The sequence below is a fragment of the Nocardioides pollutisoli genome (assembly GCF_040045055.1).
GTDB lineage: Bacteria > Actinomycetota > Actinomycetes > Propionibacteriales > Nocardioidaceae > Nocardioides > Nocardioides tweenelious.
Genome location: NZ_JBDZDU010000001.1, coordinates 1,697,441 through 1,722,505, shown reverse-complemented (window position 1 = coordinate 1,722,505; position 25,065 = coordinate 1,697,441). Strand labels below are relative to the sequence as shown.

The window sequence follows — 25,065 nt, the reverse complement described above, 5'->3', positions numbered from 1 at the left end:
TGCGGGCTTCCAGCCGGTAATATGGACATCGGGTCGCACCCGGTCTTCCGGATTCAGCGACCTGTTTCATGTGGTGCTCGCTCCCGAGCCCGGTCAGAAGAGGTGGACGTGTCCGAAGCAACTACGCCCCAGCCGCCCAACGGAGTCGAGTACGACGCCTCCGCGATCCAGGTGCTCGAGGGGCTCGAGGCCGTCCGCAAGCGGCCCGGCATGTACATCGGCTCGACCGGTGAGCGCGGCCTGCACCACCTGATCTGGGAGATCGTGGACAACGCGGTCGACGAGGCGCTTGCCGGCTACTGCGACCGGATCGTCATCACGCTGCAGGCCGACGGCTCGATCAAGGTCGAGGACAACGGCCGTGGCATCCCGACCGACACCGCCCCCGGCCAGGAGCTCCCGGCGCTGACCCTCGCGCTGACCGTGCTCCACGCCGGCGGCAAGTTCGGCGGCGGCGGCTACAAGGTGTCCGGTGGTCTGCACGGCGTCGGTGTCTCGGTCGTCAACGCGCTCTCGAGCCGGGTGGTCGCCGAGGTCCGCAACCGCGGTCACGAGTGGCGCCAGACCTTCACCATCGGGGTGCCCGACGGCCCGCTCGAGCAGGTCCGCCCGATGGAGCCGGGCGAGCGCACCGGCACCACGATCACCTACTGGGCCTCCCCCGACATCTTCGAGACGACGACCTACTCCCTCGAGACGATCACGTCGCGCATCCGCGAGTACGCCTTCCTCAACAAGGGCCTCGAGATCGTGGTCCGCGACGAGCGGCCCGCGGCCGACGAGCTCGTCGAGGCCGTCCAGGACGGCACCATCGACAACTCGATCGACAACTCGGGTGCCTCCGCCATCCACAAGGGCGCAGCGGGTGGGCTCGAGCAGGTCTTCAAGTACGAGCGGGGTCTCGTCGACTACGTCGAGTACCTCAACCGCTCGAAGCAGGCCGCCAACCCCACCGTCATCTCCTTCGAGGCCGAGGCGCCGGACAACACCGGCAACCACATGAGCCTCGAGGTCGCGATGCAGTGGAACACGACGTTCAGCGAGTCGGTCCACACCTTCGCCAACACGATCAACACCCACGAGGGCGGCACCCATGAGGAGGGCTTCCGCGCGTCGCTCACCTCGTTGGTCAACAACTGGGGCTTCGAGTGGGGCCTGATGAAGAAGCCCGAGGACCGGGTCTCCGGTGACGACATCCGAGAGGGCCTGACCGCGATCATCTCGGTCAAGCTCGGGGAGCCCCAGTTCGAGGGTCAGACGAAGACCAAGCTCGGCAACACCGAGGTCAAGGGCTTCACCCAGAAGATCGTCAACGACCAGCTCGGTGCCTGGATGGAGCAGAACCCCGCCGAGGGCAAGGAGATCGTCCGCAAGAGCCAGGCCGCGCAGCAGGCGCGGCTCGCGGCTCGCAAGGCGCGCGACCTGGCCCGCGGGCGCAAGGGTCTGCTCGGCGGCGGCGGCCTGCCCGGCAAGCTGTCCGACTGCCAGTCGACCAACCCCGAGGAGTGCGAGGTCTTCATCGTCGAGGGTGACTCGGCCGGCGGCTCCGCCCGCCAGGGTCGCGACCCTCGGATCCAGGCGATCCTCCCGATCCGCGGCAAGATCCTCAACGTCGAGAAGGCCCGCATCGACAAGGTCCTCGCCAACACCGAGGTCCAGGCGATCATCTCGGCGCTCGGCACGGGCATCCACGAGGAGTTCGACGAGGACAAGCTGCGCTACCACAAGGTCGTGCTGATGGCCGACGCCGACGTCGACGGCCACCACATCAACACCCTGCTGCTCACGCTGCTCTTCCGGTTCATGAAGCCGCTGATCGAGCACGGCTACGTCTACATGGCGCAGCCGCCGCTCTACCGGATCCGTTGGACCGGCCCGCCGGCGGACCACCAGTTCGTCTACTCCGACTCCGAGCGCGACGCGATGATGGCGCACGGGCTGGCGAACGGCCGCAAGCTCCCCAAGGAGAACCCGGTCCAGCGCTACAAGGGTCTCGGTGAGATGAACGCCGAGGAGCTGTGGGACACCACGATGAACCCCGAGGCCCGGCTGATGCTGCAGGTCACGCTCGAGAGCGCCGCCCGTGCGGACGAGACCTTCTCGATCCTGATGGGCGAGGACGTCGAGCAGCGCCGGTCCTTCATCCAGCGCAACGCCAAGGACGTCCGATTCCTGGATATCTAGATCTCTAGCGAGATCCCTAGATTCCAGTAGAACCGACGAGAGAGAACCAGATCTGTGACTGAGACCCCCACCGACGGCGGCACCACTCCCCCGAGCGAGCCCGGCGGCCGGATCGAGCCGATCGAGCTGCAGACCTCGATGGAGCGCGCCTACATCGACTACGCCATGGCCGTCATCGTCGGCCGCGCGCTGCCCGACGTCCGCGACGGGCTCAAGCCCGTCCACCGGCGCGTGCTCTACGCGATGTTCGACGGCGGCTACCGGCCCGACCGGGGCTACTCCAAGTGCTCGCGCGTCGTCGGTGACGTCATGGGTCAGTACCACCCGCACGGCGACACCGCGATCTACGACACCTTGGTCCGCCTCGCCCAGCCGTGGGTGATGCGTGCGCCGCTGATCCACGGCCAGGGCAACTTCGGCTCGCCGGGCAACGACTCCGCCGCCGCCATGCGTTACACCGAGTGCCGGATGGCTCCGCTGGCGCTCGAGATGGTGCGCGACATCGGCGAGGACACCGTCGACTTCCAGCCCAACTACGACGGCCGCTCGCAGGAGCCGACGGTCCTGCCGTCGCGCTACCCCAACCTGCTGGTCAACGGGTCGGCCGGCATCGCGGTCGGCATGGCCACCAACATCCCGCCGCACAACCTGCGCGAGGTCGCCGAGGGTGCCCAGTGGGCGCTCGAGCACCCCGACGCCACCCGCGAGGAGCTGCAGGACGCGCTCATCGAGCGGATCAAGGGTCCCGACTTCCCCAACGGCGCGCTGATCGTCGGCCGCCAGGGCATCGAGCAGGCCTACCGCACCGGCCGCGGCTCGGTCACCCAGCGCGCCGTGATCGAGATCGACGAGGACGCCAAGGGCCGCACCTGCCTGTCGATCACCGAGCTGCCCTACATGGTCAACCCCGACAACCTCGCGCTGAAGATCGCGGAGCTCGCCGACTCCGGCAAGGTGCAGGGCATCTCGGACGTCCGCGACGACTCGTCGGGCCGCACCGGCCAGCGCCTGGTCGTCGTGCTCAAGCGCGACGCCGTCGCCCGCGTCGTGCTCAACAACCTGCTCAAGCACACCGAGCTGCAGACCAACTTCAGCGCCAACATGCTCGCGCTGGTCGACGGCGTGCCGCGCACGCTGTCGATCGACCAGTTCATCAGCAACTGGGTCACCCACCAGATCGAGGTCATCCAGCGCCGGACCCGCTTCCGGCTGGCCGAGGCCGAGCGTCGCGCCCACGTGCTGCGCGGCCTGGTCAAGGCGCTCGACCAGCTCGACGAGGTGATCGCGCTGATCCGGCGGTCGCCCGAGGTGGACGACGCCCGTCAGGGCCTGATCGAGATGCTCGAGATCGACGAGATCCAGGCCAACGCGATCCTCGACATGCAGCTGCGTCGCCTGGCCGCCCTCGAGCGCCAGAAGATCATCGACGACCTGGCGAAGATCGAGCTCGAGATCGCCGACCTCGAGGACATCCTCGCCAACGAGTCGCGCCAGCGCTCGATCGTCTCCGAGGAGCTCGGCGAGATCGTCGAGAAGTACGGCAACGAGCGGCGTACGCAGATCATCGCGGCCGACGGCGACCTGTCGATGGAGGACCTGATCCCCGACGAGGACCTCGTCGTGTCGATCACCCGCGGCGGCTACGCCAAGCGCACCCGCGCCGACCAGTACCGCACCCAGAAGCGCGGCGGCAAGGGCGTGCGGGGCGCGACGCTGCGTGGCGACGACGTGGTCGAGCACTTCATCTCGACCACCAACCACCACTGGCTGCTGTTCTTCACCACCGCCGGCCGGGTCTACCGCACCAAGGCCTACAACCTGCCGGAGGCCCAGCGCGACGCCAAGGGCGGTCACGTCGCCGGGCTGCTCAGCTTCCAGCCGGACGAGAACATCGCCCAGGTGCTGGCGATCCGCGACTACGAGCAGGCGCCGTACCTCGTCCTCGCGACCCGCAACGGCCTGGTCAAGAAGACGCGCCTCGGCGACTACAACAGCCCGCGCCAGGCCGGGGTCATCGCGATCAACTTCCGCGAGGACGACGACGAGCTCATCGGCGCCGAGCTGGTCAACGCCGAGGACGACATCCTGCTTGTCTCCCGCAAGGGCCAGGCGATCCGCTTCCGGGCCGACGACTCCCAGCTGCGTCCGATGGGGCGCGCGACGTCCGGCGTCTCGGGCATGAAGTTCCGCGACGGCGACTCGCTGCTGTCGATGTCGGTCATCCGCGCCGAGCAGGTCGCGGCCGAGGTGGCCGCCGGGCTGTCCGAGCAGAACGAGGACACCGCCGACGTCGAGGCCTCGCCCGAGCAGGTGGAGGAGGTCAAGCCGCAGTTCGTCTTCACGATCACCGACGGCGGTTTCGCCAAGCGCACCCGGATCAACGACTACCGGCTGCAGTCGCGTGGCGGCCTCGGGATCAAGGCGATGTCGCTGGCCAACGAGGACCGCGGCGGCCTGGTCGGCGCGTTCATCGTGGTCGACGGCGACGAGATCCTGGCCATCACCCAGAGCGGCCAGGTCGTGCGCAGCCCGATCAACGACGAGTTCCGGCCCACCGGACGCTCGACGATGGGCGTGAAGTTCGTGACGCCCAAGAAGGGCGACGCGGTCGCCGTGGTGGCTCGCTCCGTCGAGGCGCGCGACGAGGAAGACGAGGAAGTCACGGCAACCTCCGACGTTCCCGAATCGTCTGATGAGGGTACGAGTGCAACAATCGAGGCGCCGGAGACCGACGCTGACACGGAGAGCGAGGGCTGATGACCGACCGTCAGGACACAGCCGTACGAGCCCCTCTGGGCGAACGCATCTCAGCCAAGGTCGGCAAGGCCGCTGACGAGCACCGCGCCAACGCGAACCCCGCGTCGACCTCCGCGGCCAAGAAGGCTGCCGCCGGCAAGCGGCCGCCGAGGCGGGCCCGGCTCCGGCTGACCCGCATCGACCCGTGGTCGGTGATGAAGACGTCGTTCCTGCTCGCGATCGCCTTCGGCGTGGTCACGGTCGTGTCGGTCTTCATCATCTGGTCGGTGCTCGCCGCCGCCGGTGTGTGGGACTCGATCAACAACACCGTGCAGGACGTCGTGGGCGGCGAGGACGCCGGCAGCTGGGACGTCGAGAAGTACGTCGGCATGTCCCGCGTCATGGGCTTCACGATGCTGGTGGCCGTCGTCGACGTCATCTTGATCACCGCGATCGCGACCCTCGGCGCGTTCCTCTACAACATGTCGGCGGCACTCCTCGGCGGCGTCGAGCTGACCCTCGCCGAGGACGATCACTGACGTTTTGTCGGGCCGTTCCGGGGTGGGGTAGTGTTCCCCCTCGGTCGCTCCGGCGGTCACTGGCGCCGGTCCTCGGACCGTGCCCAACCCGGGCCTATAGCTCAGACGGTTAGAGCGCTTCCCTGATAAGGAAGAGGTCACAGGTTCAAGTCCTGTTAGGCCCACCACCGGATCCCCGGTAACCCTCCTCCGACCGTGGGAGTCACGATGAAGAAGCTGATCCTCCTCGTGCTGGCCGTCGTCGCTGCCCTCGTCGTCAAGAAGCGGGTCGACGCGGGCAAGCACGAGCAGGCCCTCTGGGCCGAGGCGACCGACAGCGTCGCCCGGGCCTGACACACCGCCCGAGCTTCACTCGGGGCCTTGGCGCAATTGGTAGCGCACCTGCTTTGCAAGCAGGGGGTTAGGGGTTCGAGTCCCCTAGGCTCCACCACCGCGTAGCCGAAATCGCAACGGCCGCGCACGACTGGTTCGTCGTACGCGGCCGCGGGCTCCCTCCCCAGGTCGCCGGTCAGCTGGCCGGCTGCTCCGCCTGGCACTGGTCGAGGCGGGCCTGGGCCTTCTCGACGCGCTGCTGCTGCGCCTTCTTCTCCTTCGCGGCCTCGTCGCGGGACGCCTTCGCCCGGGCGAGGTCCTTGCGGGCCTCGTTGCGCTGGTGGGCCGTGGTCGCGGCCTCGGACTCGTGCTTGGCCTTCTTGACCTTGTCCTGCTGGCGCTCGAAGACCGCGGTCACGCGGGTGAGGGCGTCGTTGGCCTTGTCGAGCTGCTTCTGCTCCTGGGCGCACGCGGCGGGCTTGCTCGAGCCGGACTCGGCCGCGTTCGCCGAGACCGTCGTGATCGTGCCGAGCGAACCCACGGTGAGGGCGATGGCGGCGAGGGCACCGGCGGTGCGGGTGGAGGTACGCATGAGAACTCCTTGACGTTGGCGACCCCAGACGGGGCGTTCACCCTCCACATCCCGCCGGGCCCCGGATCTGTTACATCGAGATCCATGTAACGAATGAGGGTGCTCGCGGGAGGTCATGATCAGACCAGCGCAACCACGCGAACCAGCAGACCCCGACGAGGTGCCCCACCGATGAGCCACAGCCCGCGCGAGTTCCGACTCGACGTCCCCCACGTCGACGTCCCCGACGACCTCGTGCACCGCCTGGCCGACCTGGCTCGCAGCAGCACCCCGACCAGGGCGGCCCGGCCGGCCTGGTTCCTCACCGTGGTCGCTGCGGCCGTCGGCGCCGCCCTCCTCGCCACGGGTGGCGCGTGGGCGAGCGGGGCACTGACCGTGCCCGGCCTGCCCTCGCCGCACCACGCGCCGGCCTCACCCAGCGCGCCCGTCGGTACGACGGGCCAGGAGACGGGTCCCACGTCGGGCGCGACCTCCGGCGGCGTCGCCACGGCCGCCAGCTCGTCGGCGCCCGGGTCGGACCCGAGCCGATCCGGGTCGGGGACGGGGTCCGGCCGTCCGGCACGCCCCACGCACCCGGTGCACCCCACCCATCCGGCCCACCCGAGCCATCCCAGCCACGCCAGTCACCCGAGCCATCCCAGCCACCCCACGCATCCCGCCCGTCCGAGCCATCCGGCGCACCCCACTCATCCGGCGCACCCGACCGCCCACCAGGGGAAGGGTGCCCACGCGAGCAAGGCGCCACATGGGTGAGAAGGGCGCCGACGACCACCTGGTCGACGCCGCGAGAGCCGGGGAACCCGATGCCTGGCGTGAGCTCTACGAGGCACACGCCGGGCGTCTTCTCGCGTGGCTGCGGCTGCGTCCCACGGGCGACAGCGCCACCACCGCCGAGGACGTCGCGGCCGAGGCGTGGCTGATCGCCGCCGGCAAGATCGCCGACTTCCACGGCACCTCGTCGGACTTCGCCGGCTGGCTCTTCGGCATCGCCCGCAACCTCAGCGTGCGTGCCAAGGAGAAGTCCGACCGCCGGCAGACCCATCCCGGCGACGCCATGCACCTCGAGCACCACGGCGACGCGGTCCCCGACCCCACGCTGGTGATCGACGACCAGTCCTGGCTGCGCGACGCCATCGCGTCACTGCCACCGCGAGAACGCGACGCCGTCGGCCTGGTCGACGGCCTCGGCATGGACACCCTGACCGCGGCCGAGGCGCTCGGGATCAGCGCCGTCGCGCTGCGAGTCGCCCGGCACCGGGGGCTGCGACGACTCCGCCGGCTCAGCGACGGCCGCGAGACGCTGCCCGCTCCCGCCTGACGCCGTCGCTCTCCCAAAGCCGGATCCGGGCACCCGGGCTGAGATAGCCTGCCGCCGTTGGTCTCGGGATCTCGTCCGTCGAAGGGACTCCCGTGCGAACCGTCCGCCTCCTGGCCGCTGCCGCTCTGACCCTCGCCGCGCTGGTCGCGGTCACCCCTGCGCAGGCTGCGCCGGGCGACGGGACGCTGAAGATCACCGTCGTGGACGAGCACGGCGACCCGGCGCCCGGAAGCCTGAGCCTCTACAACTCCGGTGGGCTGCTGGGCATCGGCGCAGCCACCCAGGTCTCCGACTACTCCCTCTCGACGCCCCCCGGCAGCTATGGGGTCCTCTCCCTCACGCCCTGGGGCGGGATGGTCTGTGCCGGGGTCGACCGGTGCGACTACTACGCCCTGTCGAGCGGCACCGCCGCGCCGAACGGCACCGTCCAGGTCGTGGCGGGCCAGACGACGACCGTGGTCATCGAGGGCCGGCAACCGGTGCGGATGCCGAGGTCGGCCCGGGTGGGCAAACCCCTCGAGCTCCAGCTGTCACCGGGCTTCCAGACCCTGGTCGACTACTTCGACGCGGTCGGTGGTGGCAGCTTCTACACCCCGGCCGTCACGTGGTTGCGCGACGGGCACGCCATCGCCGAGGCGGACGGCTTCGACTACGTCCCGACGACAGCGGACGCGGGGCACTCGCTCGTCGCCCGGCTGGCCTACAGCGGCATCGCGGCGAGCCAGTTCGAGACCCTCACCGGCGCACCCGTCGAGCCGCGGCAGACCGGGTCGGTGAAGGTGAGCAAGGTGCCCTCGAAGGCCTATGTCCGGCTGAGCAGGTCGACCATCTCGTCCGGCCACCAGGCCGTGGTCCGGGTCGACGCCACGGCGCCCGGCCAGGTGCTCGACGGGAAGGCCGAGGTGAGCATCGGGAGCTGGAGCCAGACGAAGGCGCTGCGCAACGGCGTCGCGCGGTTCCGGACACCACCGCTCAAGCCCGGCACGTACGACGTCAAGGCGACCTACCTGGGCAGCGCGACGTACTCCCCGTCGGTGGCGAGGAAGAAGGTCCTCACCGTCACGAAGTAGCCGTCACAGACCCTCGCGGGCGTGCAGCGACTTCACCGTCGGTGACGTCTGCACGGACGCCGGGTCCGGGTAGGTGCCGAACAGCCGGTCGGCCGTGCCCGCCGACGTCACCGTGAACCAGTAGTGCTCGTTCTTGTAGTGGTGGAGCCGGTGGTTGCGCCACACCGAGCGGAACCAGCTCGTGCGGGGCCGGTAGTCGCTGTGCACCAGGTAGTGGGTCCACTCGTAGCCGAACTTGATGCCGTAGACCGACACCAGCAGGGTGAGCATGCTGGTCGTGGTCGGGGTGGCCAGCCACGCGACGACGACGTACGCCGGAAGCAGCCAGACGAGTGCCGGCCACGGGATGAAGACCAACGGCATCTCGCGCGGGTCGGCGTGGTGGGCGCGGTGCTTGCGAGCCAGCAGCGAGTCGACCTCGACGGGACCGAGCCTGCGCGGTCGCCAGTGGAGGATGCAGACGTGGATCACCCACTCGATCACCGGGAAGAGCGCGATCAGGCCGGCCGGGATCGCGAGCTCCCACCACGAGCCACCACCGACCGCGACCCGGGCGACGACCGACGCCGCGAGGAAGACGCCGATCATCCAGGGACTGGGCGCCCGCCAGAAGGACCGCCAGGCGCCACCGAGCGAGACGTTCGTACGCCGGCTGCCGGTGATCCGCTTCTCGTCGGCGGCCAGCCGCTCTGCGGCGAGCCGGTCGATCTCTGACTCGGTCATCAGTCCTCCAGTGCTGCGAGTGCGGTCAACAGGCTGCTCGTCGCCGGCCGGAGCACCCGGTCGGCCGCGGCCCGCGCGGTCTCGGGATCCCCGGAGCCGATCGCCGCGGTGAGCAGCTGGTAGGCGCCCACCTGGCCGACCTCCTCGGCCATCAGGGGAGCGAGTGCCTCGAGGGCGGGCTCGTACGCCGCGCGCAGGCTGTTGAACATCAGCCGGAAGACGATCGAGTCGGCCGCGTCGACCACCTGGTCCCAGAACGCCAGCGCGTGCAGCTGCTGCTCGACCCCGTCGTCGCTCGCGCCCAGGGCGTCGACGGTCGCGGACAGCTCGGCCTCGAGGGCGGCGCCACCGCGCTCGGCGGCCAGCGCAGCGACCGCGGGGCCGACCGCGAGCCGCGCCTCGAGGATGCTCCGGGCGACCGCGGCGTCGAGGTCGCCGGAGCGCACCAGGAGCCGGGGCAGCAGGTCGAGCCCGGCGTACCTCTTGAAGTCACGCACGGTGGTCGCTCCGCCGTGGCGGACGTCGAGCAACCGGGTCTGCGTCATCCGCTGCAGCGCCTCCCGGACAGCGGGCCGGGAGACGCCGAGCACCTCGGCGAGCCGGCGCTCGCTCGGCAGCGCCTCGCCCACGGCAAGACCCCCGTCGACGACCTCGGTCAGGACCTGGTCGAAGACCGCGTCGGGCACGGAGCGGCGGGTGACGGGCTGCAGCGGCATGTGAGCGACGGTAGGAACCCCGGAACCCGGTGGTCAAGTGGTCTGACCAGATGGTGGACCGTACGCTGAGGGGGTGCCCAGGATGCTCGCCCCGCGGTACTGGGGTGCACACCTGCTGGCCCTGGTCCTCGTCGCCACCGCCATCGGGCTCGGCTACTGGCAGCTCACCGCCTGGCAGGCGCACCGCGACGCCAAGGCGGCCGACCTGACCCACGCCACGCCGATGCCGCTCGACGACGTGATCGGACCGGACGACCCCTTCCCCGGCAACCGGGTCGGGCAGCCGGTGACGGTCTCGGGGACCTGGGTGCCCGACGGCACGGTCTACGTCTCGGGCCGCGAGCACGAGGGTCGTCAGGGCTACTGGGTCGTCACCCCGCTCGCCGTGGGGAGCCCGGACGGCGCGGCCATCCCGATCGTCCGCGGCTGGGTCGCCGACCCCGACACCGCCCCCGAGCCCCCGAGCGGCGAGGCCGAGGTGACGGCCTGGCTGCAGCCTCCCGAGGGGACCGGCGAGACGGACACCGACCCGACCGACGACGTGCTCCCGCAGCTGCGGATCGCCGACATCATCCAGCACGTCGACCAGGACCTCTACGGTGCGTACGGCGTCTCCGAGCAGCCCGAGCAGGGGCTGGCCGCGGCGTCGCTGTCCCAGCTGCCCGACGTCGGCGCGTTCACCGGCGTGCGCAACCTGCTCTACGCCATCGAGTGGTGGTTCTTCGGTGCGTTCGCCGTCTTCATCTGGTGGCGCTGGGTGACCGACACGACAGCCCGCGAGCGCGAGGACGAGGAGTCCGACACGCTCTCAGAGGCCACTCCGTAGGCTGGGCGCCGTGAAGCTGTTCAACACCTACCGGGTGCTCGCGTTCATCGTCGGCGTCCTGCTCGCGTTCTGCTCGTTCGTGGCCCTGCCCCTGCGCTACATCCCGGCCGAGGGCAGCGACCTGCAGCAGCTGGGCGAGAAGCTGAGCATCCTCTGGGTCGCCCACGGCTGGGCGTTCATGATCTACGTCGTCGTCGCGTTCCTGTTGTCGCGCCGGGCGCGCTGGTCGATCGGCTTCACGCTGGTAGCGCTGATCGCCGGCCTGGTCCCCCTGCTGATCTTCTGGGTCGAGCACAAGGTCGCCCAGAAGGTGCGGGCCGAGAACCCGGAGCTCGTGGCACCCTCGGCGGTGTGACCCGACCATGACGACCACGTTCGTGCTCGGGGGCGGCGGCGTCCTCGGTGCGGTCGAGGTCGGGATGCTGCGTGCGCTCTTCGAGCGCGGCATCGTGCCGGACACGGTGCTCGGCACCAGCATCGGTGCGCTCAACGGCGCGATGGTCGCCCGCGAGCCGAACCTGTCGGTCATCGAGAAGCTCACCGAGCTCTGGCGGGGGGTCGGGGCCAGCGGCCACGAGGTGTACGGCGACAGCCCGCTGCGCACGGTCCGCCGGGCGGTCACCACCGGGACCCACCTCTGGTCGGCCCAGCCGCTGCAGCAGGCGCTGGCCGACGAGTTCGGCGACCTGACCTTCGAGGACCTGCCGATCCGGTTCCAGGTCTGCGCCGCCAGCATCGAGCGGGCCGCCGAGCACTGGTTCGACTCGGGGCCGCTCGTCCCCGCGGTGATGGCGAGCGCCGCCGTACCCGGGCTGCTCCCGCCGGCGAAGGTCGGCGACGAGCACTACCTCGACGGCGGCATCGTCAACTCGATCCCCCTCGGGCGAGCCGTGCAGCTGGGTGCCTCGCGCGTCTTCGTGCTGCAGGTGGGGCGGGTCGACCGACCGCTGAAGCCGCCGAAGCGGCCGTGGGAGGTCGCGCGCGTCTCCTTCGAGATCGCCCGCCGCCACCGCTTCCACCGCGAGCTCGCCGAGCTGCCGGCCAGTGTGGAGGCACACGTGCTGCCCGCGCGCGGCACGTCCGGCAAGGACGACTCGGTGCTCGGCAGCCGCGACTTCAGCGGGGTCCAGCAACGCATCGACGAGACGTACGCCGCGTCGGTCGACTACCTCGACGAGCATCTCGGACCGGAGTCAGCAGGCGACCCGTGACCTGGGCGCTGCGGCGCCTGGTGATCGCGCCGCTCGTCGTCCTGCTCGCGGTGCTGGTCTGGGTGTCGCTGCCGCTGTGGCTGATCGCGCTGGCCGCCCTGTCGCCGGTCGTGTCCGGCCGGCTGCGCCCGCTGCGCATCATGTGGGTGGCGACCGTCTACCTCACCTGCGAGGCGCTGCTGCTGGTGGTGATGCTCGGGCTGTGGATCGCGTCGGGCTTCGGCTGGCGGATGCGGACGCCGTACTTCGAGGGCATCCACTACGACCTGGTGCAGGGCACCATGTGGGTCTTCTTCCGCGAGGCGCGGCGGGTGCTGCGGCTGAGCATCGAGACGGAGGGACCGACCCCGGCGGCGCACCCGGGGCGGCCGATCCTGGTCTGCTGCCGCCATGCCGGGGTGGGCGACTCGTTCGTGCTGATCCACACGCTGATGTCGTGGTACGACCGCGAGCCGCGCGTGGTCCTGAAGGACACGCTCGCGTGGGACCCGATGATCGACGTCGTCCTGCGTCGGATCCCGGCGCGCTTCATCAGCCCGAACCCGGCCGCCGGCGAGGACCTCGAGGCCCAGATCGCCGACCTCGCCACCGGCCTCGACGCGAACGACGCGTTCGTGATCTTCCCGGAGGGCGGCAACTTCACGCCGAAGCGACGACAGCGCGCGATCGACCGGCTGCGGCGGATCGGCATGGAGCGCATGGCCCAGCGCGCCGAGCGGATGATCCACGTGCTCGCGCCGCGGCCGGGCGGCTTCATCGCCGCCCTCGACGCCGCGCCCGAGGCCGATGTCGTGCTGGTCGCGCACACAGGCCTCGACCACCTGGTCAGCCCGGCCGACATCTGGCGGGAGCTGCCGATGGACAAGCGGATCATCATGCGCTGGTGGCAGGTGCCGCGAGACGAGATCCCCGAGGTCCGCGACGAACGGATCGACTGGCTCTTCGGCTGGTGGGAGCAGATCGACGAGTGGATCGAGCAGAACCGGCCGGAGGACGTCGCCCCCGGCCGGTCCTAGTCACTACTTCGTGTCGTCCAGGTCGACGACCTCGGCGGGGTCGTCGGGCGTGGTGACCGGGTGGGCCGACTCGGCCTGGTCGGCGATCGCCTCGGACGGCGACGCACCGGCCTCGTCCTTGGTCGGACGGGCGGCGTGAGCCGGGGCGGGCGTCGGGGTGTACGACGACTGCCAGTTGTCGCTCTGCTGGCCGCCCTGGAGCTTCTTCGCCACGAACGCGGCGCCGGCGGCGAGACCGGTCAGCACGAGCAGCTTCTTGAGCTTGCTGCCCTTCTTCTTCTTCGGCTGGGTCACCTCGGTGACCTTGTCGGCCGCGGCCTCCGCGGCCTCGGCAGCCTTCTCCGCAGCGATGGTGGCACCGCTCACGACCTTCTCCGCGGCGATGGCAGCACCCGCGGCGATCGCCGGACCGGCCTTGGCCTTGGCGTCGGCGAGAGCCGGGCCGGCCTTGGCCTTGGCATCGGCGAGTGCGGGACCGGCCTTGGCCTTCGCGTCGGCGAGGACCGGGCCGCTCTTCTCCTTGGCGGTCGCGACCGCCGCGTCGACGTGCGGCTTCACCTGGTCGACGTACTGGTCGACAGCCTGGTCCAGGATCGACTTGTTCTTGCGCAGACCCATCTGGCACTTCCTCTCGTCGTGTCCTGATTTCATTCGATCATGTCACCGGGTGTCGAGCCAGGGGCCCGGTCGCTTGGGGCTCATGCGAGGATCGGACGGCAGAATCTGCACCGCGGTGTGTCCGAGGTGTACCCATCCGACGCGAGAGGCAGTCATGGCTGACCAACAGGCCATCTTGAAGACCAACCGGGGCGACATCACGCTCAACCTGTTCCCCGACCACGCCCCCCAGACGGTCGCCAACTTCGTCGGCCTCGCCCAGGGCACCAAGGACTACGACGCCGGCAACGGCCGCTCGGGTCCCTTCTACGACGGCCTCGGCTTCCACCGCGTGATCGAGGGCTTCATGCTCCAGGGCGGATGCCCGCTCGGCACCGGCACCGGCGGCCCGGGCTACACGTTCAAGGACGAGCCGCACCCCGAGCTGGTCTTCGACAAGCCCTACCTGCTCGCGATGGCCAACGCCGGCCCCGGCACCAACGGCTCGCAGTTCTTCATCACCGTGGCGCCGACGACGTGGCTGAACTTCAAGCACACGATCTTCGGCGAGGCGGCCGACCAGGCCTCGCGCGACGTCATCGACGCCATCGGCACCACGCCGACCGGCCCTGGCGACAAGCCGCTCGACCCGGTGATCATCGAGTCCGTCGAGATCGTCGGCGCCTGAGCTCCTCGCGAGCTCGGACCACAGCATGACCGATCAACCTGCGCCCACGGCCGGGGTGCCGACCTGTTACCGACACCCCGGCCGTGAGTCGCACATCCGGTGCCAGCGGTGCAACCGCCCGATCTGCCCGGACTGCATGCGCGACGCCGCCGTGGGCTTCCAGTGCCCCGAGTGCGTCGCGGAGGGTCGCAAGACGACCCGGAGCGGGCGGACGGCGTTCGGCGGGCTCCGTCCCGGCAACGCCGGCCTCACGTCGTACGTCCTGATCGCGATCAACGCCGCGGTCTGGCTCGCCATCCTCGTGACCGGCGGCGCGTCCAGCCGGCTGGTCGACCTGCTCGCCCTGCGGCCGAACGGTCTCTGCGACCTCGGCCAGGGTCGCGGCGTCGACGTGAGCCAGGCGCTCTGCACGGCGAACGGCGGCACCTGGCTCCCCGGCGTCGCCGACGGTGCCTACTGGCAGCTGATCACCAGCGCGTTCACCCATGTCGAGCTGCTGCACATCGGCTTCAACATGTTCGCGCTCTACGTGCTCGGACCCCAGCTCGAGATGGTGCTCGGCCGCAGCCGCTACCTCGCGCTCTATTTGCTCAGCGCGCTCGCCGGCTCGGCCCTCGTCTACTGGGCGGCGCCGGAGTTCACCCCGACGGTCGGCGCCTCCGGCGCGATCTTCGGGCTGATGGGCGCCCTGCTCGTCATCGCGCACAAGATCGGTGGCGACTACCGCCAGGTCCTGCTCTGGATCGGGCTGAACTTCCTCTTCACCGTGGTCGGCCACGGCTACATCTCCTGGCAGGGACACGTCGGCGGCTTCGTCGGCGGCCTGGTGATCGCGGGCATCCTCGTCTATGCGCCGCGCCAGAACCGCACCCTGGTGCAGGTCGCCGGGCTGAGCGGCGTCGCCGTGCTCATCGCGGTCTCGGTCGTGCTCCGCACCGCCGCTCTCGGCTGACCGTTCGCCGTCGACCCACCCGGCCCGGCTGCCCGCCCCTGGTATGGACCGCCGACCCCGGTGGTTTCGCCGTGCGCCGGTCGGGGGATCTCATCCACAGCTGTGGAGACAACTGTGGAGAACTACATCGATGTAGTTCTCCACAGGGTTGTCCCCAGCTGTGCACAAACAAACCGCCGGCCGCCCCCTGGGGGGACGACCGGCGGTCGAGGTACGAGGTGGGCTGCCGGTCTCGATACGCCGGTCACGAGCTCCTTCGTCTCTCGTGCGGCTACTCGACCTGGCTGCCGATTCCCAGCCTTCGCACGCTCAGGCTGGGGCAGCTCACTCCCAGCGGGTGGCGAAGGTGAAGCCGACCGCCATGAAGCCGATGCCGACGATCAGGTTCTTCTGGTCCAGGTCGTTGAAGACCGGGATCGAGCTGATGTCGTTGCTGAAGACGTAGAAGGTGCAGATCCACAGCAGGCCGACCAGGAAGCAGCCGAGCATGCCGGCCACCACGCCGCGGCCGCGGCCGAGCGGGGTGGAGGGGTGGGCCGAGACGATCAGGCCGACGAAGATCGCGCCGAAGCCGATCAGGTAGTTCCAGTTGCCGAGGTCGGCCATGAACTTCGGCTTGCCGGGGTCGGGGGCCGGGAAGGCGGTCGGGTCGACGCGCACGGCGAGGTAGTAGTAGGCGATCCACGCGATGCCGAGCGCCATCAGCACGAGGGCGATGACGAACCGCGTCGAGATCAGCGGGCCTCGGGCCGGGGCGAGAGGGTCGTCGATCTTCTGCTTGCGCACGGGAACTCCTGGGTGGTTCGCGGGGTCGTTCGTGATCCATCACATGATGCCGCCCGTGCGGGACGCGGACGGACTCCGGGATACCTTAGTCGTCGTGAGCGGAGGATCCCACGCGAGGCCCTCCGGGTCGAGCGACCCGGAGCGCACCGGCCTGTCCCGGCTGCGTCGCCGTACGCCGCGCGCCGGCGGCGCCTGGCGGATCGGCACGCCCCTCGTGATCCTGCTCTGCGGCGGCCTGTTCGTGGTGAGCGCCTCCAACAGCCACGGCACCGACCTGCGCCCGGGTCGCTACACCGACCTGGCGTCGCTCGTGAAGGACGAGGCCGACGACTACGCGGCGCTGCGTGAGCAGGTGGCCGACCTCAACTCCCAGGTCTCGGTGCTGTCGGGGTCGATGAGCGACCGGGACGTCAACCGCTACAACCGGCGGATCGCGGCGCTCAAGGACCCCGCCGGCCTGGTCGCGCACCGCGGTCCCGGCGTCCGGATCACGCTCTCGGACGCCCCCGAGGACGTCATCAACTCCACCACCGGGGACGTCAACCGGCTCCTGGTCCACCAGCAGGACATCCAGGCCGTCGTCAACGCCCTGTGGAAGGGCGGCGCGACCGCGGTCACGATCGCCGGTCAGCGGGTCGTGTCGACGACCGGCATCAAGTGCGAGGGCAACGCCGTCCAGCTCCAAGGCGTGCCCTACCCGCAGCCCTACGTCATCGAGGCGGTCGGCGACCAGGGAACGCTGCTGACCGCGGTCGAGGACGACGACTACCTGGCGTTCTACCGCGACGACGCCGCCGACCCGAGCATCTCCGTCGGCTGGGACCTCGAGCTCGCCGACCCGGTGATCGCGCCGGCGTACGACGGCCTGCTCGACCTCAGCTACGCGACCGTCCTCAAGGGCGCGAGCTCCGCGACCGGGTGACCTGACCGGGCGGCGGTGCCGGCGCCCGCAGGCTGGGCGTCACCCCGTCGGTCGGGGTCTCCGTCGGGGTCTCCGTGGGCGTCTCCGTCGGCTCCTCGTAGCTCGACACCTGGATGGTGACGGTCGAACCTGCGGAGAGCGGCTCGTTCTTCGACGGGCTCTGGTCGATGACGGTGCCCTTGGGCTCGGTGGTGTCGTCGGTCGTGAAGACCCGCGGCACGAACCCGGCGGCCTTGATGGCGTTCTCGGCGTCGGCCTGCTGCATGCCGACCACGTCCGGGACCTTCTCGGGTCCGTCGGAGTAGGACACGACCACCATCGTGCCCGCGGCCACGGTCTCGCCCTGGGCCGGCGACGTGCTGATCACGACGCCCTTGTCCTCGTCGGACTCGACCTCCTTGAGCGTGACCTGGAAGCCCGCCTCCACCAGGGTCTGCTTGGCGTCGTCCTTGTTCTGGCCGATGACGAACGGCACCTGGACCTCGGGCTTGCCGAGGGAGATGACGTAGGTGACCGAGGTGTCGGGGTCGACGTACTCGTCCGGGTCGGGGCTCTGCCGGATGATCTTGCCGGCCGGCACCACATCGCTGTTCTCGCGGTCGGTCGGGCCGACCCGGAGCCCGGCGTCGCCGATCAGAGCACGGGCCTGGTTGTCGGTCTTGCCGATCACCTTGGGCACCGCCACCTGGTCGGGCGCCTGCTCGAAGAGCCGTGGCATCAGGTAGGCCGCGCCGGCGATCAGCACGACGAGCAGCAGCCCGAGCGCGATCAGCAGACCGGTGCGGCTGCGGCCGTCGTCGTCCTCGGGCGGCAGGGTGGTGACCATGGTGGGCGCGGCGGTGTACGCCGGCGGCGGGGTCGCGACGACCGGCGCCGGGATCGGTGCCTGCACCGGACGCCCGGCGAGGTAGCGCTCGATGTCGCTGCGCATCGCGGCCGCGGACTGGTAGCGCTCCTCGAGCCGCTTGGCGAGCGCCTTCATCACGATCGCGTCGATCTCCGGCGGGAGCTCGGTGTCGTGGTCCGACGGGGGTACGGCGGGCTCGCGGACGTGCTGGTAGGCGACCGCGACCGGGCTGTCGCCGACGAAGGGCGGCCGTCCGGTGAGGAGCTCGTAGAGCAGGCAGCCGGCGGAGTAGACGTCGGAGCGGGAGTCGACGGTCTCGCCGCGCGCCTGCTCCGGGGAGAGGTACTGCGCCGTGCCGACCACGGCCGCGGTCTGCGTCATCGTCGAGGAGGCGTCGCTGATCGCCCGGGCGATGCCGAAGTCCATCACCTTCACGTCGCCGCTGGGCGTGAGCATCACGTTGCCGGGCTTGATGTCGCGGTGGATGATCCCCGCGCGGTGGCTGTAGTCGAGAGCGGAGAGCACGCCGCTGGTGATCTCGAGCGCGCGCTCGGGCAGGATCTTGCGTCCCTCGCGCAGGATGTCGCGCAGCGTCCGCCCGGCGACGTACTCCATCACGATGTAGGGCTGGGAGATCCCCGAACCGTCGGGGGCGGGCTCCTCGCCGGTGTCGTAGACCGCGACGATCGCTGGGTGGTTGAGGGATGCAGCCGACTGCGCCTCGCGTCGGAACCGAGCCTGGAAGGTCGCGTCGCTGGCGAGGTCGGTGCGCAGCCGCTTGACCGCGACGACCCGGCCGAGCCGGGTGTCGGTGCCCTTCCGGACCTCCGCCATGCCGCCGCGGCCCAGCAGCTCGCCGAGCTCATAGCGCCCGCCGACCACGGTCGGCTGTTGGTTGCTCATCGAGGGTGACCTTGCCTTAGCTGCTCGGGGACGTGCTGTCGCTGGGGTCGGAGGAGACGGCGTCGGACGGGGTGTCGGACGGGGTGTCGGACGGGGTGTCCGACGGCGTGGGAGCGACGAGCGGTCCCCAGAACTGGACGGTGACCAGGTCACCCGGCTGGAGTGCGCCGGTCGGGTTGACGCTGAGGACGTCGCCCACGATCTCGTCGCCCGGGTTGTCGACGCGCTGCTTGTCGACGCGCAGCCCGAGATTGCCGAGGTCGCGCTCGACGTCGGCGATCGGTCGGGCCAGGTAGTCGTTCTCGTCGATCCGGATGGTGGTGTCCTCGGACGGCGTGTTGGTCGACTCCGTCGGGGACGGCGCCGAGCTCGACGGGCTCGGGCTCTGGCTGGTCTGCTGCTCGATCGGGGTCTCGGTGTCGCCGTCGGAGTTGAACAGCAGGAAGACCACGACCACGATCGCCACCAGGAGGATCACGCCGAGGACGGGCCAGAGCCAGCTGCTCCGCTCGTCGGCGACCGGGGTCGAGGTGGTGACCGGAGCCAGCACCTGGGTCGCCGGGGCGGCCACCGGGACCGGGACCGGCGCGGCGACGGTGGCGGGCGCGGGGGCGACGCTCGCCGGGTTGCGCAGCGCGGCCGCGAAGGCCCGACCGTCGACGAACCGGGCGGCCGGGTCCTTGGCCATCGCGCGCTTCACGACCGCGGCGAGGTCGGCCGGGACGCTCTCCGGCAGGTCGGGAACGGGCTCGCGGATGTGGGCCAGCGCGGTGGCGACCGGGGTGTCGGCGACGTACGGGCGCCGGCCGGCCAGGCACTCGAAGGCGACGACGCCGAGCGAGTAGACGTCGGAGGCGGGTGTCGCGGTCAGGCCCTGGGCCTGCTCGGGGGAGAGGTACTGCGGCGTACCCATCACCTCACCGGTGGTGGTGAGGCCCACGCCCGCGGCCGCCCGGGCGATGCCGAAGTCGGTGATCTTGATCTGCCGGTCCGGCGTGACGATCAGGTTGGCCGGCTTGACGTCGCGGTGGACGATGTCGGCCGCGTGCGCGGCACCCAGGCCGTCGGCGGCCTGTGCCAGCAGCTCGCGGGTGGCCTGCGGGTCGAGCGGTGAGCCGGGCCGCAGGAGCGACGAGAGCGGCTGGCCCTCGACGAGCTCCATCACGAGGTAGGGGCGGCGTACGCCGGAGCCGTCCGCGGCCTCCGCCTCGCCGAAGTCGTAGACCGTCGCGATGTTGCGATGGTGGAGCGACGCGGCGTGCTGCGCCTCGACCTCGAAGCGCAGCCGGAAGGCGGTGTCGTCGGCGTACTCGTTCTTGAGCAGCTTGACCGCGACCGAGCGACCGAGGACGGTGTCGAGCGCCTGCCAGACCTCGCCCATGCCGCCGGTCGCGATGCGGGACACGAGCCGGTAGCGGCGGGAGTCGTCGGCGTAGCCGAAGGAGGTCGACTGGGTCACTTGATCACCGCTTCCATGACGGCCTTCGCGATCGGGCCACCGTAGACGCCGCCCGCGATCTCGCCGCGCGGGATGTCGGCCTTCTGGATCATCACGGCGACGGCGACCTGCGGGTTGTCAGCGGGGGCGAAGGAGATGTACCAGGCGTACGGCGGGACGTCGTCGATCCCGCTCTGCGCCGTCCCGGTCTTGCCGGCGACCGAGACGCCGGGGATCGCGCCCGGCGACGCGGTGCCGTCGTCGACCGTGGCGACCATCAGCTTGGTCACCTCGCTGGCCGTGGCGGCGGACACCGCCTGGGAGAGCTCCTCGGGGTCGGTCTTGTCGAGGACGTCGAGGTCGGCCGACTGCTGCTCGTCGACGAGGTAGGGCTTCATCACCGTGCCGCCGTTGGCCAGGCCGGCGGCGACCATCGCCATCTGCAGCGGGGTCGCCGAGACCTCGAACTGGCCGAAGCCGGTCTGGCCGAGCTCGGCCTCGTTCGGCTCGGTCGGGAAGACCGACTTGGCCTGCGGGGAGAGGTCCTCGAGGTAGTCCTGGTTGAAGCCGAAGGCCTCGGCCGTCTTGGCCATGTCCTCGGCGCCGACCTCGCCGGCGATCTGGGCGAAGGACGTGTTGCAGGACTGCTCCATCGCCTGGGCGAAGGGGATCCGGGTGTTGTTGGCGCCGCAGGCGCGACCCTCGTTGTCGATCAGGCCGGTCGGGCCGTGCGTCAGCGGGAGCTGGTAGGTCACGCCACCGGGCACGGTGTCGCTGGCGGTGTAGAGGCCCTTCTCGATCGCGGCCGCTGCGGTGACGACCTTGAACGTCGAGCCGGGGGGCAGCCGCGTCTGGATCGCCCGGTTGAGGAGCGGCTGGGCCGGGTCCGCCTCGAGCTTCTTGTAGCTCTCGCTGGCGGCCGACAGATCGTGGGTGGCGATCTTGTTGGGGTCGAAGGTCGGCAGCGACACCATCGCGAGCACCTTGCCGGTGCTCGGCTCCAGCGCGACCACGGCTCCCTGCACCTCCGGGCCGATCGCCTTCAGCCCGTTGTAGGCCGCTTCCTGCGCCGCCGGGTTGATCGTGAGCGCGACGTTGCCGCCCTTGGCGGGGTCGTTGCTGAGCAGGTCGACCAGGCGGGTCACGAAGAGCCGGGAGTCGTCGCCCGAGAGGACGTCGTTCTGGCTGCGCTCGATCCCGGTCTGGCCGAAGTAGGAGAACCAGCCGGTGATCGGGGCGTAGATGAGGGGCTTGGGGTAGGTCCGCTGGAACTTGTAGTCGTCGTCGGACTCCACGCTCTCGGCGACCGGGTTGCGGCCTACCAGGATGGCGCCGCGCTCGCGGGCGTACGACGCCTCCTGGACCCGCCGGTTGCGCGGGTCGTCGTTGAGGGCGCCGGCCTTCCAGTACTGCAGGTAGGTCGCGTTGATCAGCAGTGCCAGGAACAGCAGCAGGCAGAAGATCGAGACGGTCCGGATCGGCTTGTTCATCGGGCCACCTTGACGACCTGGGTCGCGTCCATGTCGATGGCGGCGGTGTCGTCGGACAGGTGCGGGACCGGGCGCCGGGCCTGGTCGGAGATGCGCAGCAGGATCGCGATGATCACCCAGTTGGCGACCAGCGACGAACCGCCGTACGACAGGAACGGCGTGGTGAGTCCGGTGAGCGGGATCAGGCCGGTGACGCCGCCGACGACCACGAAGACCTGGAGGGCGAAGGCGCTGCCGAGGCCGGTCGCGACGAGCTTGCCGAAGCCGTCGCGGCAGATCAGGGCGGTGCGCAGGGCGCGCTCGACGATCAGGCCGTACATGACGATGACGGCCATGACGGCGGTGAGGCCGAGCTCCTCACCGATCGAGGACAGGATGAAGTCGGAGTTGGCGTAGGGGACCCGGTTGGGGTCGCCGTCGCCGAAGCCGCGGCCGATCAGTCCGCCCCAGCCCATGCCGAACTTCGCCTCGACCGGCTGGAAGGCCTGGTCGCTGGTGCCCTCGCCGTAGTACTCGAACGGGTGGCGCCAGATGTCGAAGCGGATCCGGACGTGGCCGAACAGGTAGTAGGCGAGCGCGGCCCCGGCGACGAAGAGCAGCCCGCCCACGACGAGCCACCCTGGTCGCTCGGTCGCGACGTACAACATGATGAGGAAGAGGCCGAAGAACAGCAGGCTCGAGCCGAGGTCGTGCTGGAAGACCAGGATGCCGAGGCTGACCAGCCACATCGCGAGGATCGGGCCGAGGTCGCGGCCGCGCGGCAGGTCGACGAAGAGGACGCGGCGGCCGGCGAGCGCGAGGGCGTCGCGGTGGAGCACGAGGTAGCCGGCGAACGCGATGACGAGCAGCACCTTGGCGATCTCGCCGGGCTGGAAGCTGAACGGTCCGACGTGGATCCAGATCCGCGCGCCGTTGATGGTGCGGCCGATGCCCGGGAGCATCGGCAGGAGCAGCAGCACGATCGCCGCGAGGCCGCTGGTGTAGGTGAAGCGCTGGAGGACGCGGTGGTCGCGTAGCGCGATCAGGGTGACCACGAAGAGCAGCACGCCGAGGGTCATCCAGATCAGCTGCTGCTGGGCGAAGCCGTGCCCCTTGCCCTCGGCCTCGAGCGCGAGGTCGATGCGGTGGATGACGGCGAGGCCGAGCCCGTTGAGCGCGGCCACGACCGGGAGCAGCACGGGGTCGGCGTACGGCGCGACGATGCGGATCACCAGGTGGGCGCCGATGACCAGGGCGGCCAGCCATCCGCCGTACGCGAGGAGGTCGGTGGGGACCTCGCCCTCCACGCCGATGCCGACGGCGGCGTAGGCGCCGATGCCGACCGCGAGAGCGAGCACGAGCAGGAACAGCTCGGCACCGCGACGGCGTCGGTGGACGAAGCCCATCAAGGTGTTCGACATGTCAGCCACCCGTCCCGGCAGCATCGGGGTCCGCGGGGTCCTGGCCGGCGGCGAGGTTCTGCACCGTCCGCTGGGCGTCCTCGAGCGAGTCGGCGTCGATCCCCTCGCTGACGCGGCCGGCGACAAAGTCCGACAGGCGGCTCACCTCGACGTCGGTGGTCTGGTACGGCGAGGAGAGCGAGACGCCCGGCAGCGACGCGTTGATGCCGCGGTAGATCACGACCTTGCCGTCCTGCTCGCCGACGAAGTACTGGTCCTGGCTCCACGACCACGCGGCGGCGACGCCCACCCAGACGACACCGACGACGAGGGCGGCGGCGCAGATCCGCTTGAGCCACAGGAACGGCCGGGGCGGGCGCGGCGCGTAGCGGGCAGCCTCGGGGTCGACCGGGTCGGAGCTGATCGCGAAGGGGACGTCGTCCGGCAGCGGCGGGACCGGCTCGAGCTCGCCCGTGTCGCCCGCGCGGTGACCGCGGAAGAGACCGCCCTTGGCGGCGGTGGAACGGGCGCGGGGGAGACGGCGCTCAGCGGCGGCGCCGACCACGACGGGCTCCACGTCGGGGGCCGACTCGTCGGATGCGTCGACGACGTCGGCGACCACGCAGGTGACGTTGTCGGAGCTCCCGGCCTCGAGGCTGGCTCGGACCATCTCCACCGCGGCGAACTCCGGGCTGCCCGTGGACAGGATGTCGGCGAGCCGGCCGTCGGGGAGGACGCCGCTCGCGCCGTCGCTGCAGAGCAGCACCCGGTCACCGGCGGCGAGGTCGACGATGAAGAGGTCGGGCTCGCTGTCGCTGACCGCGTCGATCGCGCGCAGGATGAGGTTGCGGTGGGGGTGGACCCGCGCCTCCTCCTCGGTGATCCGGCCCTCGTCGATCAGCGTCTGCACGAAGGTGTGGTCGACGGTGAGCTGGCGGATCGCGCCGTCGCGGAAGAGGTAGCCGCGGCTGTCGCCGACGTGCCCGATGCCGAGCCGCAGACCGTCGAAGACGGCCACGGTGGCGGTCGTGCTCGTGCCGTCGAGCGCCGGGTCCTCGTCGACCAGCTCGACGAGTCGGTCGTGCGCGCGGTGGAGCGCTCCAGCGACGCGGGCGAGCAGCTCCTCGCTCGAGTCGCTGGTCGGCGGCGCGTCGAGGCGACGGAGCTGGGTGATGGCGGTGCTGGACGCGATGTCACCGCGGGCCGCGCCACCGACGCCGTCGCAGACGGCCAGCAGCCACGGGCCGGCGTACCCCGAGTCCTGGTTGTCCTTGCGCACACGGCCGACGTCGGAGACCGCGGCGTAGTGCAGGCGCAGGGCCTGTCCAGGAGGTGAGTCGGTCATCCGGCTACTTCCTGAGCTCCAGGATCGTCTTGCCGATGCGGACCTGGGTGCCGATGGTGATCGTCGTGGGCTGGCTGATCCGCACCGTCCCGACGTACGTGCCGTTGGTCGAGCCGAGGTCCTCGACGAACCACTGGTCGCCCGAGGCCGCGATCCGCGCGTGGCGCGTGGAGACGTAGTCGTCGTCGAGCCGGATCGCGGCGTCGCTGCCACGGCCGATCAGGACCGGCGCGAGCGCGAGGTCGGCGCGCTCGCCAGCGCTCGACCCCTCGGTCACCAGGACGTGGGTCGGCGCACCGCGACGCTTGGTCGACTGCTTGGGCGGCTTGGGTGCCTTGCCGCCGGTGACGCGCGCGCCCTCGGGGACCCGCGCACCGAACATGTCGGAGCGGATCACCGAGATCGCGGAGAGGACGAAGATCCACAGGATCGCCAGGTAGGCGATGCGGATGAGGAACAGCGTCAGCTCGGACAT

Annotated in this window: 25 protein-coding genes and 2 tRNA genes; 16 read left to right on the top strand and 11 right to left on the bottom strand. The window is 70.6% G+C overall.

Going from position 1 to position 25,065, the window contains the following annotated elements:
- Positions 1–21: 21 nt before the first annotated feature.
- The 6 genes from gyrB (at position 22) to ABLE68_RS08385 (ending at position 5,889) form a co-directional block, all read left to right on the top strand.
- Positions 22–2,184 (top strand): DNA topoisomerase (ATP-hydrolyzing) subunit B, encoded by a 2,163-nt coding sequence (gyrB, locus tag ABLE68_RS08410; RefSeq protein WP_425475620.1) that lies wholly within the window; start codon positions 22–24, stop codon positions 2,182–2,184.
- 54 nt (positions 2,185–2,238) lie between these two features.
- A complete protein-coding gene (gene gyrA / locus ABLE68_RS08405) occupies positions 2,239–4,941 on the top strand; it encodes a DNA gyrase subunit A (RefSeq protein ID WP_348870864.1) in 2,703 nt (900 codons plus the stop codon).
- A complete protein-coding gene (locus ABLE68_RS08400; RefSeq protein ID WP_348870863.1) occupies positions 4,941–5,459 on the top strand; it encodes a DUF3566 domain-containing protein in 519 nt (172 codons plus the stop codon). The genes gyrA and ABLE68_RS08400 overlap by 1 nt, the downstream gene beginning before the upstream one ends.
- A gap of 90 nt (positions 5,460–5,549) precedes the next feature.
- Positions 5,550–5,626 (top strand) — tRNA-Ile (locus ABLE68_RS08395).
- A 40-nt stretch (positions 5,627–5,666) separates the two neighbouring features.
- Positions 5,667–5,792 (top strand): DLW-39 family protein, encoded by a 126-nt coding sequence (locus ABLE68_RS08390; RefSeq protein ID WP_348870862.1) that lies wholly within the window; start codon positions 5,667–5,669, stop codon positions 5,790–5,792.
- A gap of 21 nt (positions 5,793–5,813) precedes the next feature.
- Positions 5,814–5,889: transfer RNA gene (locus tag ABLE68_RS08385), tRNA-Ala, on the top strand.
- Positions 5,890–5,967: 78 nt separating this feature from the next.
- Here ABLE68_RS08385 and ABLE68_RS08380 read toward each other — a convergent pair.
- Complete coding sequence (locus ABLE68_RS08380; protein ID WP_348870861.1) at positions 5,968–6,363, bottom strand: hypothetical protein; 396 nt, start codon at positions 6,361–6,363, stop codon at positions 5,968–5,970.
- Between the two features lie 171 nt (positions 6,364–6,534).
- Here ABLE68_RS08380 and ABLE68_RS08375 point away from each other — a divergent pair, with 171 nt between their 5' ends.
- The 3 genes from ABLE68_RS08375 (at position 6,535) to ABLE68_RS08365 (ending at position 8,751) form a co-directional block, all read left to right on the top strand.
- Positions 6,535–7,116 carry a hypothetical protein gene (locus tag ABLE68_RS08375; protein ID WP_348870860.1) on the top strand — a complete coding sequence of 194 codons (582 nt, stop codon included), beginning with the start codon at positions 6,535–6,537 and terminating at the stop codon, positions 7,114–7,116.
- Positions 7,109–7,681, top strand: a complete 573-nt coding sequence (locus tag ABLE68_RS08370) for an RNA polymerase sigma factor (protein WP_348870859.1) — start codon at positions 7,109–7,111, stop codon at positions 7,679–7,681. Before ABLE68_RS08375 ends, ABLE68_RS08370 begins: the two co-directional genes overlap by 8 nt.
- Before the next feature lie 92 nt (positions 7,682–7,773).
- A complete protein-coding gene (locus ABLE68_RS08365) occupies positions 7,774–8,751 on the top strand; it encodes an Ig-like domain-containing protein (protein ID WP_348870858.1) in 978 nt (325 codons plus the stop codon).
- Positions 8,752–8,754: 3 nt separating this feature from the next.
- Here ABLE68_RS08365 and ABLE68_RS08360 read toward each other — a convergent pair whose 3' ends face one another.
- Together ABLE68_RS08360 and ABLE68_RS08355 are read right to left on the bottom strand one after the other, a co-directional pair.
- On the bottom strand, positions 8,755–9,474 hold the full coding sequence (locus ABLE68_RS08360) for a sterol desaturase family protein (RefSeq protein WP_348870857.1): 720 nt from the start codon (positions 9,472–9,474) through the stop codon (positions 8,755–8,757).
- Positions 9,474–10,190 carry a FadR/GntR family transcriptional regulator gene (locus tag ABLE68_RS08355; protein WP_348870856.1) on the bottom strand — a complete coding sequence of 239 codons (717 nt, stop codon included), beginning with the start codon at positions 10,188–10,190 and terminating at the stop codon, positions 9,474–9,476. Before ABLE68_RS08355 ends, ABLE68_RS08360 begins: the two co-directional genes overlap by 1 nt.
- An 82-nt stretch (positions 10,191–10,272) precedes the next feature.
- Between ABLE68_RS08355 and ABLE68_RS08350 the strand changes: the two genes are divergently transcribed.
- Genes ABLE68_RS08350 through ABLE68_RS08335 form a run of 4 tightly spaced genes read left to right on the top strand, consistent with a single transcriptional unit; the run spans position 10,273 to position 13,243 of the window.
- Positions 10,273–11,016: an SURF1 family protein gene (locus ABLE68_RS08350; RefSeq protein ID WP_348873247.1), complete on the top strand. Its 744-nt coding sequence runs from the start codon at positions 10,273–10,275 to the stop codon at positions 11,014–11,016.
- Between the two features lie 10 nt (positions 11,017–11,026).
- The gene (locus ABLE68_RS08345) at positions 11,027–11,371 is read left to right on the top strand and encodes a DUF3817 domain-containing protein (protein WP_348870855.1); all 345 of its coding nucleotides are present in this window, start codon (positions 11,027–11,029) and stop codon (positions 11,369–11,371) included.
- Between the two features lie 7 nt (positions 11,372–11,378).
- Positions 11,379–12,227: a patatin-like phospholipase family protein gene (locus tag ABLE68_RS08340; protein WP_348870854.1), complete on the top strand. Its 849-nt coding sequence runs from the start codon at positions 11,379–11,381 to the stop codon at positions 12,225–12,227.
- Positions 12,224–13,243 (top strand): 1-acyl-sn-glycerol-3-phosphate acyltransferase, encoded by a 1,020-nt coding sequence (locus ABLE68_RS08335; protein ID WP_348870853.1) that lies wholly within the window; start codon positions 12,224–12,226, stop codon positions 13,241–13,243. Before ABLE68_RS08340 ends, ABLE68_RS08335 begins: the two co-directional genes overlap by 4 nt.
- 3 nt (positions 13,244–13,246) lie before the next feature.
- Here the strand turns inward: ABLE68_RS08335 and ABLE68_RS08330 are convergent, their stop codons facing one another.
- Positions 13,247–13,861 (bottom strand): hypothetical protein, encoded by a 615-nt coding sequence (locus tag ABLE68_RS08330; protein WP_348870852.1) that lies wholly within the window; start codon positions 13,859–13,861, stop codon positions 13,247–13,249.
- 154 nt (positions 13,862–14,015) lie between these two features.
- Between ABLE68_RS08330 and ABLE68_RS08325 the strand changes: the two genes are divergently transcribed.
- Positions 14,016–14,528, top strand: a complete 513-nt coding sequence (locus tag ABLE68_RS08325; protein ID WP_348870851.1) for a peptidylprolyl isomerase — start codon at positions 14,016–14,018, stop codon at positions 14,526–14,528.
- Positions 14,529–14,553: 25 nt separating this feature from the next.
- Positions 14,554–15,480 (top strand): rhomboid family intramembrane serine protease, encoded by a 927-nt coding sequence (locus ABLE68_RS08320; RefSeq protein WP_348870850.1) that lies wholly within the window; start codon positions 14,554–14,556, stop codon positions 15,478–15,480.
- Positions 15,481–15,804: 324 nt separating this feature from the next.
- On the opposite strand, the gene ABLE68_RS08315 is transcribed toward ABLE68_RS08320, so the two are convergent.
- The gene (locus ABLE68_RS08315) at positions 15,805–16,266 is read right to left on the bottom strand and encodes a cell division protein CrgA (RefSeq protein WP_348870849.1); all 462 of its coding nucleotides are present in this window, start codon (positions 16,264–16,266) and stop codon (positions 15,805–15,807) included.
- Between the two features lie 94 nt (positions 16,267–16,360).
- Here ABLE68_RS08315 and ABLE68_RS08310 point away from each other — a divergent pair, with 94 nt between their 5' ends.
- Positions 16,361–17,188, top strand: coding sequence for a DUF881 domain-containing protein (locus ABLE68_RS08310; protein ID WP_348870848.1), 828 nt, complete (start codon positions 16,361–16,363; stop codon positions 17,186–17,188).
- Here ABLE68_RS08310 and pknB read toward each other — a convergent pair.
- From pknB to ABLE68_RS08280, 6 genes are read right to left on the bottom strand one after another with little or no spacing between them, the layout of a single operon-like run.
- The gene (gene pknB / locus ABLE68_RS08305; protein ID WP_348870847.1) at positions 17,160–18,938 is read right to left on the bottom strand and encodes a Stk1 family PASTA domain-containing Ser/Thr kinase; all 1,779 of its coding nucleotides are present in this window, start codon (positions 18,936–18,938) and stop codon (positions 17,160–17,162) included. The genes ABLE68_RS08310 and pknB overlap by 29 nt on opposite strands.
- Before the next feature lie 16 nt (positions 18,939–18,954).
- Positions 18,955–20,397 (bottom strand): serine/threonine-protein kinase, encoded by a 1,443-nt coding sequence (locus ABLE68_RS08300; RefSeq protein WP_348870846.1) that lies wholly within the window; start codon positions 20,395–20,397, stop codon positions 18,955–18,957.
- The gene (locus ABLE68_RS08295; protein ID WP_348870845.1) at positions 20,394–21,866 is read right to left on the bottom strand and encodes a peptidoglycan D,D-transpeptidase FtsI family protein; all 1,473 of its coding nucleotides are present in this window, start codon (positions 21,864–21,866) and stop codon (positions 20,394–20,396) included. The genes ABLE68_RS08300 and ABLE68_RS08295 overlap by 4 nt, the downstream gene beginning before the upstream one ends.
- Positions 21,863–23,266 carry an FtsW/RodA/SpoVE family cell cycle protein gene (locus tag ABLE68_RS08290; protein WP_348870844.1) on the bottom strand — a complete coding sequence of 468 codons (1,404 nt, stop codon included), beginning with the start codon at positions 23,264–23,266 and terminating at the stop codon, positions 21,863–21,865. Before ABLE68_RS08290 ends, ABLE68_RS08295 begins: the two co-directional genes overlap by 4 nt.
- Before the next feature lies 1 nt (position 23,267).
- The gene (locus ABLE68_RS08285) at positions 23,268–24,590 is read right to left on the bottom strand and encodes a PP2C family protein-serine/threonine phosphatase (protein ID WP_348870843.1); all 1,323 of its coding nucleotides are present in this window, start codon (positions 24,588–24,590) and stop codon (positions 23,268–23,270) included.
- Between the two features lie 4 nt (positions 24,591–24,594).
- Positions 24,595–25,065 (bottom strand): FHA domain-containing protein FhaB/FipA, encoded by a 471-nt coding sequence (locus tag ABLE68_RS08280; protein WP_348870842.1) that lies wholly within the window; start codon positions 25,063–25,065, stop codon positions 24,595–24,597.